Annotated in this window: 22 protein-coding genes and 1 pseudogene; 15 read left to right on the forward strand and 8 right to left on the reverse strand. The window is 61.7% G+C overall.

Annotated features, from left to right (window positions below; genetic code table 11):
• Positions 1-85: 85 nt before the first annotated feature.
• Positions 86-274, forward strand: coding sequence for a hypothetical protein (locus ABIB90_RS28180; RefSeq protein ID WP_219682386.1), 189 nt, complete (start codon positions 86-88; stop codon positions 272-274).
• Between the two features lie 143 nt (positions 275-417).
• Here ABIB90_RS28180 and ABIB90_RS28185 read toward each other — a convergent pair whose 3' ends face one another.
• Both ABIB90_RS28185 and ABIB90_RS28190 read right to left on the reverse strand, forming a co-directional pair.
• On the reverse strand, positions 418-1,704 hold the full coding sequence (locus ABIB90_RS28185) for an NRAMP family divalent metal transporter (RefSeq protein WP_354201730.1): 1,287 nt from the start codon (positions 1,702-1,704) through the stop codon (positions 418-420).
• A gap of 277 nt (positions 1,705-1,981) precedes the next feature.
• On the reverse strand, positions 1,982-2,167 hold the full coding sequence (locus ABIB90_RS28190) for a hypothetical protein (RefSeq protein ID WP_007601510.1): 186 nt from the start codon (positions 2,165-2,167) through the stop codon (positions 1,982-1,984).
• Positions 2,168-2,442: 275 nt separating this feature from the next.
• On the opposite strand from ABIB90_RS28190, the gene ABIB90_RS28195 reads away from it, so the two are divergent.
• From ABIB90_RS28195 to ABIB90_RS28220, 6 genes are all read left to right on the forward strand, one after another.
• Complete coding sequence (locus ABIB90_RS28195; RefSeq protein WP_354201731.1) at positions 2,443-2,718, forward strand: hypothetical protein; 276 nt, start codon at positions 2,443-2,445, stop codon at positions 2,716-2,718.
• Positions 2,719-3,113: 395 nt separating this feature from the next.
• Positions 3,114-3,305, forward strand: a complete 192-nt coding sequence (locus tag ABIB90_RS28200; protein WP_354201732.1) for an SANT/Myb-like DNA-binding domain-containing protein — start codon at positions 3,114-3,116, stop codon at positions 3,303-3,305.
• Between the two features lie 115 nt (positions 3,306-3,420).
• A complete protein-coding gene (locus ABIB90_RS28205; protein ID WP_007601513.1) occupies positions 3,421-3,597 on the forward strand; it encodes a hypothetical protein in 177 nt (58 codons plus the stop codon).
• Positions 3,598-4,052: 455 nt separating this feature from the next.
• Positions 4,053-4,178, forward strand: coding sequence for a hypothetical protein (locus ABIB90_RS28210; protein ID WP_354164755.1), 126 nt, complete (start codon positions 4,053-4,055; stop codon positions 4,176-4,178).
• A 12-nt stretch (positions 4,179-4,190) separates the two neighbouring features.
• The gene (locus ABIB90_RS28215; RefSeq protein WP_085350655.1) at positions 4,191-4,439 is read left to right on the forward strand and encodes a hypothetical protein; all 249 of its coding nucleotides are present in this window, start codon (positions 4,191-4,193) and stop codon (positions 4,437-4,439) included.
• A gap of 190 nt (positions 4,440-4,629) precedes the next feature.
• The gene (locus ABIB90_RS28220) at positions 4,630-4,899 is read left to right on the forward strand and encodes a DUF6894 family protein (RefSeq protein WP_219682389.1); all 270 of its coding nucleotides are present in this window, start codon (positions 4,630-4,632) and stop codon (positions 4,897-4,899) included.
• Here ABIB90_RS28220 and ABIB90_RS28225 read toward each other — a convergent pair.
• The 3 genes from ABIB90_RS28225 to ligD form a co-directional block, all read right to left on the reverse strand.
• The gene (locus tag ABIB90_RS28225; RefSeq protein ID WP_007601533.1) at positions 4,893-5,099 is read right to left on the reverse strand and encodes a hypothetical protein; all 207 of its coding nucleotides are present in this window, start codon (positions 5,097-5,099) and stop codon (positions 4,893-4,895) included. The genes ABIB90_RS28220 and ABIB90_RS28225 overlap by 7 nt on opposite strands.
• A complete protein-coding gene (locus ABIB90_RS28230; RefSeq protein ID WP_354164760.1) occupies positions 5,096-5,296 on the reverse strand; it encodes a hypothetical protein in 201 nt (66 codons plus the stop codon). The genes ABIB90_RS28225 and ABIB90_RS28230 overlap by 4 nt, the downstream gene beginning before the upstream one ends.
• A gap of 1,221 nt (positions 5,297-6,517) precedes the next feature.
• A complete protein-coding gene (ligD, locus tag ABIB90_RS28235) occupies positions 6,518-7,441 on the reverse strand; it encodes a non-homologous end-joining DNA ligase (RefSeq protein WP_354201733.1) in 924 nt (307 codons plus the stop codon).
• Positions 7,442-7,572: 131 nt separating this feature from the next.
• On the opposite strand from ligD, the gene ABIB90_RS28240 reads away from it, so the two are divergent.
• The 6 genes from ABIB90_RS28240 to ABIB90_RS28265 all read left to right on the forward strand — a co-directional run bounded on the left by ABIB90_RS28240 (position 7,573) and on the right by ABIB90_RS28265 (position 9,678).
• Positions 7,573-7,758 carry a DUF3606 domain-containing protein gene (locus ABIB90_RS28240; RefSeq protein WP_007601546.1) on the forward strand — a complete coding sequence of 62 codons (186 nt, stop codon included), beginning with the start codon at positions 7,573-7,575 and terminating at the stop codon, positions 7,756-7,758.
• 160 nt (positions 7,759-7,918) lie between these two features.
• The gene (locus ABIB90_RS28245; RefSeq protein ID WP_354164767.1) at positions 7,919-8,185 is read left to right on the forward strand and encodes a hypothetical protein; all 267 of its coding nucleotides are present in this window, start codon (positions 7,919-7,921) and stop codon (positions 8,183-8,185) included.
• 77 nt (positions 8,186-8,262) lie between these two features.
• Positions 8,263-8,502: a DUF6894 family protein gene (locus tag ABIB90_RS28250; protein WP_007601548.1), complete on the forward strand. Its 240-nt coding sequence runs from the start codon at positions 8,263-8,265 to the stop codon at positions 8,500-8,502.
• A 45-nt stretch (positions 8,503-8,547) separates the two neighbouring features.
• Complete coding sequence (locus ABIB90_RS28255) at positions 8,548-8,865, forward strand: hypothetical protein (protein WP_354164770.1); 318 nt, start codon at positions 8,548-8,550, stop codon at positions 8,863-8,865.
• Positions 8,866-9,111: 246 nt separating this feature from the next.
• The gene (locus ABIB90_RS28260) at positions 9,112-9,318 is read left to right on the forward strand and encodes a GDCCVxC domain-containing (seleno)protein (protein ID WP_354128500.1); all 207 of its coding nucleotides are present in this window, start codon (positions 9,112-9,114) and stop codon (positions 9,316-9,318) included.
• 144 nt (positions 9,319-9,462) lie between these two features.
• On the forward strand, positions 9,463-9,678 hold the full coding sequence (locus ABIB90_RS28265) for a hypothetical protein (protein WP_354201734.1): 216 nt from the start codon (positions 9,463-9,465) through the stop codon (positions 9,676-9,678).
• A gap of 389 nt (positions 9,679-10,067) precedes the next feature.
• On the opposite strand, the gene ABIB90_RS28270 is transcribed toward ABIB90_RS28265, so the two are convergent.
• From ABIB90_RS28270 to ABIB90_RS28280, 3 genes are all read right to left on the reverse strand, one after another.
• A complete protein-coding gene (locus tag ABIB90_RS28270; protein ID WP_354164776.1) occupies positions 10,068-11,606 on the reverse strand; it encodes an FAD-dependent monooxygenase in 1,539 nt (512 codons plus the stop codon).
• Positions 11,607-11,853: 247 nt separating this feature from the next.
• Complete coding sequence (locus ABIB90_RS28275) at positions 11,854-12,282, reverse strand: response regulator (RefSeq protein ID WP_354164779.1); 429 nt, start codon at positions 12,280-12,282, stop codon at positions 11,854-11,856.
• Positions 12,283-12,341: 59 nt separating this feature from the next.
• Entirely contained in the window at positions 12,342-12,542 is a 201-nt protein-coding gene (locus ABIB90_RS28280) for a hypothetical protein (protein ID WP_007601553.1), read from the reverse strand.
• Positions 12,543-12,895: 353 nt separating this feature from the next.
• On the opposite strand from ABIB90_RS28280, the gene ABIB90_RS28285 reads away from it, so the two are divergent.
• Positions 12,896-13,195, forward strand: coding sequence for a hypothetical protein (locus ABIB90_RS28285; RefSeq protein ID WP_219682395.1), 300 nt, complete (start codon positions 12,896-12,898; stop codon positions 13,193-13,195).
• 62 nt (positions 13,196-13,257) lie between these two features.
• Positions 13,258-13,686: pseudogene (locus ABIB90_RS28290) on the forward strand (GNAT family N-acetyltransferase).
• Positions 13,687-13,908 lie beyond the last annotated feature (222 nt).

Consider the following 13,908-nt stretch of genomic DNA (forward strand, 5'->3'; position numbering starts at 1 on the left):
GAACGGTCCTGCGCAGTGAAGCCCGGCGAGGGGCGCCTGGAAGGCCCTTCCCGCCATTCTAAGGGAAAATCCGGTGGGGACAGCCATGATCTTTCCCGGGGTTGTCCTGAAAAGGGACCATGCTTTGACGTTTTTGGCCACAATCGGGATCGACCCTCCGGCCATGAAATTTCTGGCTGTGATTTCGATCCTGGCGCTGCTCACGATGAGTGGAGCCGCCATTTCCGATCAGTTTCTGACGGCCGATCAGCACGCTGCGCACGGGGTGGAATAGCGCAGCGGGCGCAAACATTTTTTGTCTTAGGGGAGACAGCGATGCTTTCGATCGACCAATTCCTGCGCTTCATCGGCGTGCCGGCGGTGTTCGCGGCCGTCATCATCGCCTCGCAGATATCGGCAGCCTTGTCGCAAGGTTAGTCAGCCGATCAATGACGAGCCGAGCAAAGCGAGCACGGCCAGCGCCATCAGCGCGGTGCCGAGCCAGCCCAGCGCGACGAGCCATGACCGGCCCTTGAAGCGACCCATGATCGCCTTGCTCGAGACGATCAGCATCATCATGGCCATGATCGGAACGGCGACGACGCCGTTGAGCACGGCGCTCCAGACCAGCATGTGGATCGAGTCGATGCCGGTGAACCCTAGACCGAAGCCGATGATGGTGGCGGCGGCGATGATGGTGTAGAAGCCGACCGCCTCGTCGGGCTTCGCCTCCAGCGTCGCGCGCCAGCCGAAGATCTCCGCCACGCCGTAAGCGGCCGAGCCCGCCAGCACCGGAATTGCGAGCAGGCCGGTGCCGATGATGCCGATCGCGAACAGGGCGAAGGTGAAGTCGCCGGCGAGCGGCCGCAGCGCTTCGGCGGCCTCCGTCGCCGAATTGATGTTGGTGACCCCATTCGCGTGCAGCACCGACGCGGTGGTGAGGATGATGAAGAAGGCGATGCCGTTCGAGAGCAGCATGCCGGAGATGGTGTCGGCCCGGATGCGCGCCAGCTCCGGACTGCCGCCGTGCTTCAGCTCGCGCAGCGGCTTGTCGCGCCTGCCCTGGTTCATCTCCTCGATCTCCTGCGAGGCCTGCCAGAAGAACAAATACGGGCTGATCGTGGTGCCGAGCACGGCGACGACCATCATGAAATAATCGGCGCTGACATTCGTCTTCGGCCACACCGCCGCGAGCAGCGCCGTGCTCCACGGGATCTCGACCGTGAAGGCGGTCGCGACATAGGCGAACAGCGCCAAGGTGAGAAATTTCAGCACCGGCGAATAGCGCCGATAGGGCAGGAACACCTGCAGCAGGGTCGAGCCCGCCGCGAAGATCAGCGCGTGCTCGTGGTTGAGGCCGCCGATCACGAGCGAGAGCGCCTCCGCCATCGCGGCGATGTCGGCGGCGATGTTGAAGGTGTTGGCGGCGACGAGCATGGCGACGAGCGACAGCACCGCCCAGCGCGGCGCGATCTGCATGACGTTGGCGGCCAGCCCCTTGCCGGTGACGCGGCCGATCCGGGCGCTGACGAGCTGGATGGCGATCATGAACGGCGTGGTCAGAAATACCGTCCAGAGCAGTCCGTAACCGAATTGCGCGCCGGCCTGCGAATAGGTGGCGATGCCGGACGGATCGTCGTCCGCCGCCCCGGTGACGAGACCCGGCCCCAACCTCTGCAACAGCGACGGCGCGGATTTCGTGGGGGCGAGAGCATTGTCGGTCATGGCAGGAGGGGTCTCGGTCGGGGCGCGTCCTTCACAAATGCCAAGGAGGGAACAAGGTTCCCGGGCTTCGCGTAACGGGCTCCTCGCCAATTTCTGATAAAGCGAATCTCCGTTTGACTCGTCGGGCAAAACACCTGTATAAGTGCATCATCGAAGAATACCCGGTGCAGCCTTTGCGCGCGTCCCGGGCGCGCGCCGGCCCGCCATGGCCGGCCGTCGCGCAGTCCGCGCACGGACACCGGCGAGACGTTTGTCCCCTGAGCGCGTGCGGTCGGGACTATTTGACGCTGACGAACATGCCCCAGGCGCCGGCCAGCGCGGCGCCGGAAAAGACGATCAGCGGATTGTCGCAGAACGCGCCGCCATAGGTGCACATGGTGACGCCAAACGAGCCGATCTCGTGATGGCTCGCGGAGTAGAACAGTCCGGACAGCACCAGCAACGCGGCGGCGACGACATACATCGGCGATCTCTCCGAGCTATCCCCGTTGCGTCTGTCGCAAGGGACATGTTCCAGCATGGCGCCAACCCGTTGCATCCTGCCGAATCCGCCCTGCCGCATTTGAACTAAAGTCGATCTTTCCCGCGAGATGCTGTCGTCGTCAGCTGCGATCCCTGCGCAATCGGGACGTGTGATCGGAACCGGAACATCTGCGCGGGAACTCCTGGACGTGCTCGTCATTAATGAACAGGAACAATTGGACCAACTGAGGGGAGTGGCCCATGGGAGCCGAGCGGATGCACCCTCCGCGGTACTGGCGGATGCGGGCGGAAGAATTCCGCACCAAGGCGGACAATTGCGAATATCCCGAGACGCGGGACGTGCTGCGCAAGGTGGCGCAAAATTACGACGAGCTGGCGCGCCGCGCCGCGCGCATCTGCACGCTCGAGAGCCTGGACGAACTGCGGGGGGGGGAGCCGCCAACACCAAGCCGGTTTGATCGTTCAGGACAAACCCGCTTGATGGTTCAGGACGAAGCCGATGATCAGCGCGCGCGATCATGGGGCGTCTAGGCCCTCGCTTCCATGAGAAGCGCCGCCCGCGTGATTGGAACGAATGTCCACTTTGGTACTTAGGAACTCAGTCCTCCAACGAGGAATGAGATGAGCAGTGAACAGCAAGCAGGCCCGGCAACGAGGCCGGATCATTACAAGCCGAGGCCGGCTTGCCCCAAATGCGAGAGGGATACGCGCTGCCTGACTTCGATCTTCGATGTGAGGCGCGATTGCTCGATCCTGATCTATCGGTGCGACGCGTGCCGGGAGGACGTCTGGATTTGAGCGAGCGCCGTCGTCGGCGCATCTCCGGGACGCCCATCGCGGATCTCATAGCAGCATCGCATAGCAACTTCGCCTGTTTCGCTCGCTTGTCGCCTGCATCGACCACGCAGGCGAGACAGCTTACGACCATGCAATCACGCTACCCATTGTTGAAGAAGTGGACAGCGGAAGAGCACGAGCGGCTGAAGGCGTTGGCCGAAGCCGGCTCGCGGCCGGACGAGATCGCCGGCGAGCTTGGTCGCAGCGAAGCCGCCGTGAGAGTGCGCGCCTGGCAGCACGGCATCGCGTTGCGCCTCGCTACGCAGAAGCGCGGACCCTGAAGACCGGCTGGGTCGAAAGCCCGCAGGCGGGCATCCCGCCGTGTGTTCACTTCTGAGCGGTCCTCAATCGTATCTCGACGTACTCTGCGAATGGGCAGCAACACGGGAGCTTGTCATGCTCACCCGCGAGGAATTCGAGGCGGATCTCGACCGGCAGAAATTGCACCAGCTCGATGCAAGGCAAACGACACGACAATTGCTGCGCCGTTCGCGGGAGCAGATTGCGGCATCGATCTCACTGCTTCAGCAAAACGTTCCGAAGATCTGGCACCCTGAACCTCCAGAACGATAGAAACCTCCTGCTCTGTCCCGCGTTTGCGCGCATGACGGATCAAGACACCAGGCAGCGGCCGATTTGTGCTGCGTGCAACAGACCCATGACATTCATCGACGCGGTGGCTTCACCGGATGGCGCGATCGCCATCTTCCGGTGCTCCCGGTGCAACAAGCTGTCCTGGGAGACGCCCAGGCGAAACCAAAACCAAAACCAAAACCAAAACCGAAACCGAAACTGAGGCGTCGAAAAGAAACGGCCCCAGCCCGGGGGGCGAGCTGAGGCCGTGGGGGGCGCCGGTCGTGCATCCGGACCGACGCGCGAATAACTTTTTGATCCCAAAAGCTGTTCCTATTCAGGCGACCATGGACATGGCGCGCCGCGACGAAACACGCCTGAAACAGTGCTGAAACCAGATTGTCTCGAACGCCCCGCCGGCTGCGTCCGACCAACCAAGCGAAAAGGAGATCATCATGATCCAAGTCGGTATCCACGTCGGTATCCAGGTCGGTTCGAAGGAAGAAGTCGCGTTTTTGCTGGCGCTGTTCGGCACCCACACCCAGCCGGTGAAGCGGCCGGCGAAATCGCGGCAGGCGTGAGGCGCTGATCCCATGCCAGGTTTGGCCGAATGCCAGAGCCTCTTGCGGCTTCTGATCGCAAGGGGCGATCCGAAGGCCATCCCGCTCGCGACAGGCGCGATCGACCAATACCTGAACACGGCGCCGGTCTGCATGCGCGGCCGCGGCCTGCGCGTGCTCCAGCGCGACGCGCTCGACCAGCATGGCACTGCGGTCGGCGTGCAGCGCTCGTTCGCCGAAACGGTGGATGCCTATATCGTCGGCAAGCTTGCGGAGGAGTGAGGGGGCCGCGTCGTTTCGCCCTGTCGCTTCGCTCCCTGACGAAAAACCGGGCGCGAGCGCGGCAAGCTGCTCCCGCGCCGCTGGCAGAGGGACGTCGGAGTTCCCGGAACCTATTGATTCCAACAGATTTTTTCGCTGCCCCGGAAACCCTTTGTCCGCTTCGGACCTATTACGGGCAAAGGATGCTGCAATGCCCCGATATTATTTCGACCTGCGCGACGACACCGGTGTAGCGCTCGACGAGGAAGGGCTTGAGCTGGCCAGCTCGCGCGCCGTTCAGGCAGAGGCCGCCAAGTCGGTCGCGGACATGGCGCGCGACGCCATCGTTTCCGCGCCTGCCGCGGGCGCTAGGCAGTCGATGGCGATCGACGTTCGCGATGCCAGGGGTCCCGTGATGCAGGTCAATTTCTCGTTCGCGATCGAGACCTTCAGGACGCCCTCGACATCAGGCGATCATTGACGCGTGAGAACTCCCGGCGGGGATGACTCGGCCTCGAGCACGGCGATCTTGCGGCCGAGCTGCCAGACCTCGACCTTGCCGTGCCGCGTGAACTGCTGCGCGAAGGTGAGGGCGATCGCATCCGACGCGGCCTCGAACGCTTCGGCGGAGCGGAAGACGCCGTTGTCGCCGACGAGATAAGCGCGATATTGCTGGGTCATGTCGGCGGCCTCAGCCCGGGTGAATGCAGCCAGGCGGAAATGTGCATGGCGGTCTCGTCCTGCCGCGCCCGGCGCAGCAGCATCTCGCGGCGGCGCCCCGGCGCGATCGTACGCGCCTCCTCGCGAAGCCGCGCGGCCTCCGCGGCGAGTCGTTCGGTGAGTGTCGTGGTCTGCTTGAAGCGTCGGCGTGTCGGCATGCACGTCTCCCTCGTTCGTCCGGGGCGGGAGCGCTGGTTGGGCGTTCTCATCACCGGCAGATGCCAATTGCCTTGCGGTGATGGATAAAGCTTACGCCCCTCGTCTGAGGCGGCGACATATCATATGATAGGTCGCCGGATTAAATTGCGTGAGCAGGTTCAGTGGCTTGAGCGGGTTACTCAACTTGAGGCAATGTTCACTTTTGGACAGAAGCGACGATGTCTGTGCGCTCGGCCATCTGCCATGATGCGCTTTGAGCCGCAGAGCCGCGGCGTAGATGTTCGGGATGGCTGCGCATCGATTTCACCTCGGCTCTGCCGTCGTTCACCTCCTTCAGCGTTCGGCCCCGACAGGTCGAGCGCGAAAACGATGCGCGGCGGCGAACACGCATGCACGCCGGCGAGAGATCGTGGTGAGGGATCGTGCTCCGCACCACGGTCCGAGAATGAACTAACTCAAGCGTTGACAGTGCTCGCACTTTGGCCGGCCACCGGTGCCAGAGGCGAGGTATTGCCTTTCGATGTTGTTGCCTTCTGTGCACTTGTCGTTGTCGTGATAAACGTTCTTAGTATTCGGCTTTTTTGAAACGGAGCGACTTTTGCCATAATGCAGTCTCGCGTAGGACGAGCGGACGGAATTGACAACTCGCCTAGATACATTTCACGTTTCTGCAACTTTTGGGAGCCTGCATAAATACACGCAACTTGAGTGCACTCGTCGGTACTCGGCATTTCAAAGTCGGTCCGCCGTCGGCGATGGCTGCGCGGGGCCCTTATAGCCAAGCATCCGATAGTTCCACGCCGCGCAAGCAAGCTTGTCGGCCTCCTTGCGCGCCTCCTTGGCGCGTTCGGCCGATATCTTGGCGCGGCTTGGTGGTCATGGGCGATCAAAGCCATGTGCCGGCCAAGCTGGCAAATTATCGATGGGTAGTAGGCGAAAAGCTGGACGAACCACTGCCTATCGTGGCTGTGGAAAACCTCCGGCGGCCTCAGTGCTGCGTCGGCTCTTCCTCGACCGGTTCGCCGTGTTGGTGCTCAAGCGCTTCGCCGAGGTCACGGCAGTCGAAGCGTTCGCCGCAGGTCGGGCAAGTCATGAAGTGATCTTCCTCGCTCCTGGGCTGCCAACCCTCTGTGCGGAATTTAGGTCTCATAGCGGGCTTCCGCCTCTCTTAACGCTGCATTCACCTCGGAACGATCTCGCCCTTCGGTCCAACGCTTCCATTACAGGTCCTCCCTCAACCCTTTGAAGAATGGATGCCGGACTTTCCCCACCGCCGACTTGGCGCGATACTCGATTTCCGCGAGCAGCTTCGGCTCAACCCAGATGCCCTTGTGCCCGATGCGCTTGGCGTAAGGTTGCGTCTTGCGAATGAGCGGCTTCAATCGTTTTTGCAGTTCTGCGGCAGATGTCTTGTCGAATCCGTGGTCGACCTTGCCCGCATAAATGAGATCATCTCCCTTTTGGCGCCCGAGATAGATGCCGCCCCATTTGCCTTCGTCGAGTGCGAAGCCGGCGATGGTTAGCGTCTCTCGCTGCGCGCAAGTTGTCTTGACCCAATTGTTACCCCTGCCGCTGCTGTAGGTGCTGTCGCGAACCTTAGAGACCACGCCTTCCAGCCCGACCTTGCAGGCATGCGCGAACATCTCGCGTCCTTCGATCTCGAAGCTCTCGCTGAACTGCACGTCGGTGCCGGCGATGATCTTCTTCAGCTCGGCCTTGCGCTGAAACAGCGGCAGACCGCGAAGGTCTCGCCGATTCAGATAAAGCAGGTCGAATGCGACGAGCACGATCTTGGGCGATGTGCCCTTCAGCTCGTTTTGAAGGACGGAAAAATCGGTGTTGCCATCGGCAGCAGGGACGACGACCTCGCCGTCGATGACCGCCGATCCCGCCTTGATGTGCCAGGCGTCGTCGGCGACTTTCTTGAAGCGTTTGGTCCAGTCGTGACCGCGACGGGTGTAGACGGTGACGGCCTCGTTGGCCAAATGAAGCTGCACCCGATAGCCGTCGAATTTGATTTCGTGAATCCACCTCTCTCCGGTTGGTACGCGGTCCACCGTCGATGCCAAGGCCGGTTCGATGAAGCCGGGGAAGGGCGCTTTCACCCCGAGCGCCCCCGGCTTACGCTGACGCTGCAACGCCACTGACAAACTCCACGCAACGAACACGTTGATTCGAATCTTTCTGGCCGGATTCGTTCCGACGACGGGCGCGACCTTGTAGGGCGTGGGGAACCGATTGAATCCTTGCGTTTCAGAGATGCAAGGAGAGCAACATGGCTAAAGCGAAGAAGCAGACAACTCGCGGTCGCAAGCAGGACCGCGCGCGCGTTGCGGGTGGGCAGAAATACGAAGTTGGGTACGAGGCAAAGAAGACCGGCCGCTCGGCTTCTGCCGTCAAGAAGGCGGTCAAGAAGGTGGGTAGCAGCCGGAAGAAGGTGGAGCGTAAGCTGGGGCGCTGATAGTTTTGCGTTAGCCCATAGGTTTGTGGCGAGCCGGTCGCGTGAGCGGCCGGTTTTCTTGCGCTCCGTGTTTTGCTCTTCGCTATTTGAGTGCAGCCGGGAACCAGCTGGCCTGAACGTCCATTAATAACCTGGATGGTCCGATTTAGGGGATTTGGCCATGGGCATCGAGCGAATGCACTCCCCGAAGTATTGGCTCATACGGGCTGAGGAGTTTCACACCAAGGCCGACAACTGCGAACACGTGGAGGCGAGAGCCACGCTTCGCCAGGTTGCCAAGAACTATGAAGCGATAGCCAGGCGAGCGCAGCAAATTCTCACTGCCACCGAGAGGGACCAGCGCCACCGTCAGCAAGCTCCCCGGGTGGCACAAGAATACGCCGACGACCAGCGCGAGAACCGTCTCGATCCATCCCGAGCGCCGTAGCTGGGCCGTCATAGTCGTTTTCTTGGGGGTGTTCTAATTTTGGTAGGAACATCAAGCGCAACCGCGCCTTGACCACCATGCCCCACTACTACTTCGACACGCGCGACAACGACAGGTTCGTTCCTGACGAGATCGGGGTCGAAATCGCCACCTTAGCGAATGTGAAGCGTGCGGCCTCCGAGGCAATGGCAGACTTCGCCAAGGACGTGCTGCCGGGCTCGGTAGTTCGTACCCTCTCAATCGAGGTGCGGGACGGCTGCGGACCTGTGCTTAGGGTGGTGCTCCGCTTTGAGATTGTGCACGCCGCTGTTCATTGAGACCGCGCCAGTGAACGCCTGTTCGGCCAAGCACCGACACCGGCAATGACGCGCTGCAAAAAACGACAGCATGGTTGGCTGTTTATTTCGAGCGACACCGCAACGCAGTTCGCTGTATGGTCCCGTCCCGTTTTTCCCACAGCGGATTTGATCACCATGCACTCCATCCAAGGTACGCATATTGCCGCAATCTTCAAACTAGCCACCCAGCAGCTCGAAGCACTTCGCATCCACCCAGAGATCCAAAAGGAATATTCCGAAATTCTCGTTTTGAGAGAGAAGATAAAACTGGCGACCGATCTGAAGAAGGCTCGCCGGCAGCTCCTTCTCGGTGCCCCCCGCGCGCTTGAAGGAGGTGGATGAGGCTCCAAGGACCGAAGATTTTTGATCTAGGTCAAAGTCGCATGGCGCGGGGGCGGTTCGTATGATGCCGTGAGTGATAAGCCGCCGGAAAAGCCAGAAGTGATGCCCCGCGAGAGCGACGAGGCCCGGTGGCGCATCATCGAAAATTATGCCGCGGACCTCCGCGAATTGATCAGGAAGCTGCGCCACAAGTTGGAGGGAGCGGACGTTCCTTGGTCCAGAGCACCGCGCACGGTAACATCTCGGATGATCTTAAACTCTACCATCACGTGCCCGAAGTGCGGTCACGCTGCTACCGAGGTCATGCCGACCGACGCCTGCCAGTTCTTCTATGACTGCAAAGGCTGCGGCGAGCGCCTGAAGCCGCTCTCTGGCGACTGCTGCGTGTTCTGTTCCTTCGGTACCGTTCGCTGTCCGCCGGTTCAAGAGACCGGCAGGTGCTGCTGTAGCTAGCTGCCTTGAAGGAGTGCGGCTGCCGCGCCTGAATCGTCGGGCAAAACACTGGCAGAATAGCATCATTGAAGATCAGCCCGCGCGGAGCAATCCGCCGCGGGCTTTGTATTTGCGGAGACTCGTTACTTAACAAACGGATTTCAAATGCCCAAATTTAGGAGAAGGACCGAGCCGCATCTTCCTGTTGTTCAGCATGTGCCCAGTGAAGGTTTCGGGGCACCAACGCTGGCCGATATCGAAACCCTGGCACGCGCCAAGACCGAAGCCGCACTCAACGTGCTTGCTGCCATCATGTTTAGAGAGACAGCGAATGCTTTTGCGCGGGTGGCCGCCGCAAACGCTATTCCCGATCGTGGGTAGGGCAAGCCGGTGCAGCCCTTGGCTACGGACGCACGGCCGCGCGAATTGCTGCAACGGATTGAACGCATCATCGTACATCCGGATCATTCATCGATAGTCAACAATGAGACCGGCGAACCCGAGGCTTCGTAAGCTTCGCATCGTCTTGTCTCCAGGCGAGGAATTGTAATGAACAAACGGTCGCCATCGACTCCACTGGAGTCTAAAGATATGCATCCACAGCAAGAGAACGCGGCTCCGATCGGTTTACCCCGATGGATGCGCGACGCGCTATCTCATCAGCCGGTCCCCACGCCACCGCAGCAAGCCGGCAGCGTCGATGAGCCTGCGCACGGTGAACGCGCGAATATTCGAATCTTGAGCCGCGTTCCTTCGCGCCCGACCGGAAACTAGTCTGAAGCCGGTCCGAACCATCTCGTGATCGCGTCCGCAAGTCCATGTTGGCTCTCATCTCCCACCCAGGCCACGTGCCCGTCGGGCCGCACCAGCACGGCGCCGGGTGCTGCGACTTGTCCGATCGCCGGAAGCTGCCACGGGCCCTCGCACTCGGCGTCGATGCGATCGACGCGATCTGCCCAGGGCGCGGTGTCGAGGCCGCCTGTCTTGCTGAAACTGAGCAGCAAGCCGCGCGCGCCGTGCAGCAGCGTGAACAGTCGCAGCGGCCGCCCGTCGACCGTCAAATCGAGATCGGGCATGCGGCGCCCGAGCAGCGCGTGTCCTTGGCCGAGATCATAGTGCACGTCGAGCCCGCTCATCATCGCGCCAAAACGTTGGCGCGGCGCGTCCATCGCGAGCAGCTCCGCGACGACCTCGCGCGCGGCCTTGAGGCCGTCCTCGCCGCGGCGGAGCAGGGCGATTTGCGCCATGGTGTTGCGCAAGGTCCGCGCGCCGACGGGATGACGCTCGGCGTGGTAGGTATCGAGCAGGCTGTCGGGCGACAGGCCCTTGACCACTTGCGCGAGCTTCCAGCCGAGATTGACGGCGTCCTGCACGCCGGCGTTGAGGCCCTGACCGCCGACGGAGTGATGGATATGCGCGGCATCGCCGGCAAGCAGCACGCGACGCTTGCGATAGGACACGGCCTGCCGTGCCGCATCGGTGAAGCGGGAGATCCAGGACGGGTTGTGGAGTCCGAAGTCGGTGCCGTATACGGCGACGAGGGCTTCGCTCAGATCGCGGGAGCCGGGCGCGCCGGTGCGATCGAGCGTCGCTTCCGTCACGACGACCAGCACGCGCCCGCTCTCGGTCTTGCTGAGGCCGTGAAAGCCGAGCGCGTCGTGGCGCAGGCCCCATTCCGGCTCGTCTCGCATCTCGACTTCGGCCATGAGGTTGCTCAGCGTCGGATCTGTGCCCGCGAAGTCGATGCCGGCGGCCTTGCGCACCAGGCTACGGCCGCCGTCACAGCCGACCAGATAGTTTGCGCGCAAGGTCTCGCCGCCGGAGAGCGTCACGTCGATGCCGGTCTCGTCCTGCGCAAAACCCGTCACCTCGAGGTTTCGATAGATCGGCACCGCGAGCTCGCTGACCCAGTCAGCCAGGATGCGCTCGATGTGGCTCTGCCGCAGGGCGAGCCCGTAAGCGTGCCGGGTGGGGAGATCGCTGATGTCGAGCCTGGTCCAGGCGAAGCCCGCGAGCTGGCTGATCTGTCCTTCGCGCAGGAAGCGATCCGCGACGCTGCGCTGGTCGAGGATCTCGATGCTGCGCGCGTGCAAGCCGCCGGCGCGCGTGCCGACCAGTTCCTGATCGGCGCGCCGTTCGACGACGGCGACATCGACATTTGCGAGCGCGAGCTCCGCGGCCAGCATCAAGCCGGTCGGGCCACCGCCGGCGATCACCACCGCGTGGTCTTTCACTTGGTGTTGCGTGTGGCGGGCGCCGGCCCCTTTGGCGTGGCCGCGCGTCCGGGACGTCGGAAGCAGTACAGGCATGTGATGACCCCTCGCGTGTGTATGGTGTTCGGGTCGAGGGTTCTACGGCAGGATCGGGGGCTTGAAGCAAGCCCGTTGCACACCACATATCTGGGTGGGGGAGAGGTTAATCCCTTGTCCGCGTTCGCCGCGTTGACACGTCGGGCAAAACACCGGCATAATGCCATCATCGAAAAAGAGTTTGGTTCAACCCGCGCGGACGCTATCCGCTGCGGGTTTTGTTTTGGGTTTTCTGGGCTTGCGACCTTCAGCAGATGCCGGTAGTCCGCTGCATGGTGCTGGCGAGTTCCTCGAACGAAAACGGCTTTCTGATCATGGGAAGGCCGTCGCGCCAGGGTTCACGCCCGGACAATTGCAGGATCTTCAGTTCCGGGCGGTCTCGCCTGGCCCGCTCGGCCAGTTCATGACCGTCCATGCCAGGCATGTTGATGTCGGTGATGAGGATGGAGATATCCTGGTTCTGCTTGAGCCGGTCGAGCGCATCGTGGCCGCTCCGGGCGCTGATGACTTCGCAGCCGAGATCTTCCAGCATGTCAACGATGACATCGAGCACGCTGGGATCGTCGTCGACAACGAGTACGGTATGGCTCATCGCACAACGTTCCTTCTGAAGGAATAAACGCGCCCGCCGTGGCGTAAGTTCCGGCACGGCCTGGTCGAACGAGCGATGTTTCACACCTCGCGCAAGGCGCCGCAGAACGGCAACGTCGAGATGCGCCCCGTCTGCGGAGCGGCCTAATCGTCCTTCGACAAATCGCCGGGTTTGGTGGGAAGGTCGATAGGGCCGCCCTCGCCATTCACGAGATCGCAGTCCTTGTCCTGCATGTCGCCGGCGTCCTCAACGACGGCTTCTTGCGTGTCCCGCTCCTTGTCGCTGCGCGGCTTTCGTCCAGGAAGATTTGGCGACGTGTTTTGTGAGGTCGTCTTGAGTGTCATCTGCCGGCCCTCCTGATCGCCTAACGCGGCTTAAGCGAATTCGTTCGTTTGACACGTCTGCGAAAACACTGGCGGAATGGCATCATCGAAACGAGTTTGGTTCACCCGCGCGGAAATCTTCCGCCGCGGTTTTTTTTCGTCTCGATCAAGATCGGACGGTGGCGGCGCGTTGCGGCTACGCACTCGCCAAACCTGGTGCGCCGCCGGCCGTACCATCGCTGGCCGCGCACGCGCGAACGTGCCGGGCCGCGGCGCTGGGCCAGTGCTCGCGCCGCTGCGGTCTCCGGAGCTAATCTGGTTGTCTCCTACTTCGCCAAGCGCGGCTTCGAGAACATTGAGAGGATCATCAAGCGGTGAAGATGGCAGATGACGAAGTCAGGGCGATCGTTGCCGAGACGCTGGCCGAGCAACACAGGCTTCAGCAGGCGAACATCGATGCCATCGTATTGCGGACAGTAGCATCGGTGCTGGCGTCTTTCGGAATAGACGATGACGATCGAAAAGAGCTAAGGGCGGATTTTCAGCACCTTCGCCGATGGCGAAGGAGCGTGGAGCAGGCGCAGAGCTACACGCTCAAGGCCGTGATTACGGTGATCGCCACCGGCCTGATGGGCGTGGTTGGGCTAAGCGTCAAGTTCGTGCTCGGCAAGTGAGCTTCAGCCGCGACGACATTGCTGCATTCCACTCGCGTCATCCTTCGCCAACGGACCGTCTCATGTACAAAATTCGCATTGTCGATGCATCCGACGACGACATCGCCGATACATTGGCCGACCTTCATCGGTTGACGTTCTTCGATGCGGCTCCCTTGCCACAATTCAAGTTAGGGGCGTGGTGGCTTGCCTATCACGGCGATGAGCCGGTAGCCTTCGCCGGTGTCGTGCCGTCAACGCACATCCGAAATGGCGGTTATTTCTCCAGGGTCGGTGTGTTGCAGCGGCACCGGGGGACGTGACCTCCAATGCAGGCTGATGCGGGTGATCGAGGCAAGGGCACGGCGTATTGGATGGGACAGCATCGTCTCGGATACGACGGACAATCCGGTGTCTGCCAATAACTTCATCCGGGGGGCTATCGGCTCTTCGAACCCCATGTGCCCTGGGCTTGGCCGCATACGCTTTACTGGCGAAAGCGGCTTCGCTGAACGAATGGAGCCAGGTTTCCCGTGGTGCGGAACGAGATTCACGCAACGTAAAAATGGTTCGCGCGAGATGAAGCGCAACACGGAACGTTCAAGGGCCCGGCAGCTTGACAGCTGCCGGGCCCTTATTGCGTATTGAAGCGATGCGGGCGAAGGACTTGCGAAGTCGGCGGTGCCGGGCTTTAAGTTTGCTCCTGCGGGAAATTCGGCAACCATAAGCCGATG

This window comes from Bradyrhizobium sp. JR4.1 (assembly GCF_040548605.1).
In the GTDB taxonomy this organism is placed as follows: Bacteria; Pseudomonadota; Alphaproteobacteria; order Rhizobiales; family Xanthobacteraceae; genus Bradyrhizobium; species Bradyrhizobium canariense.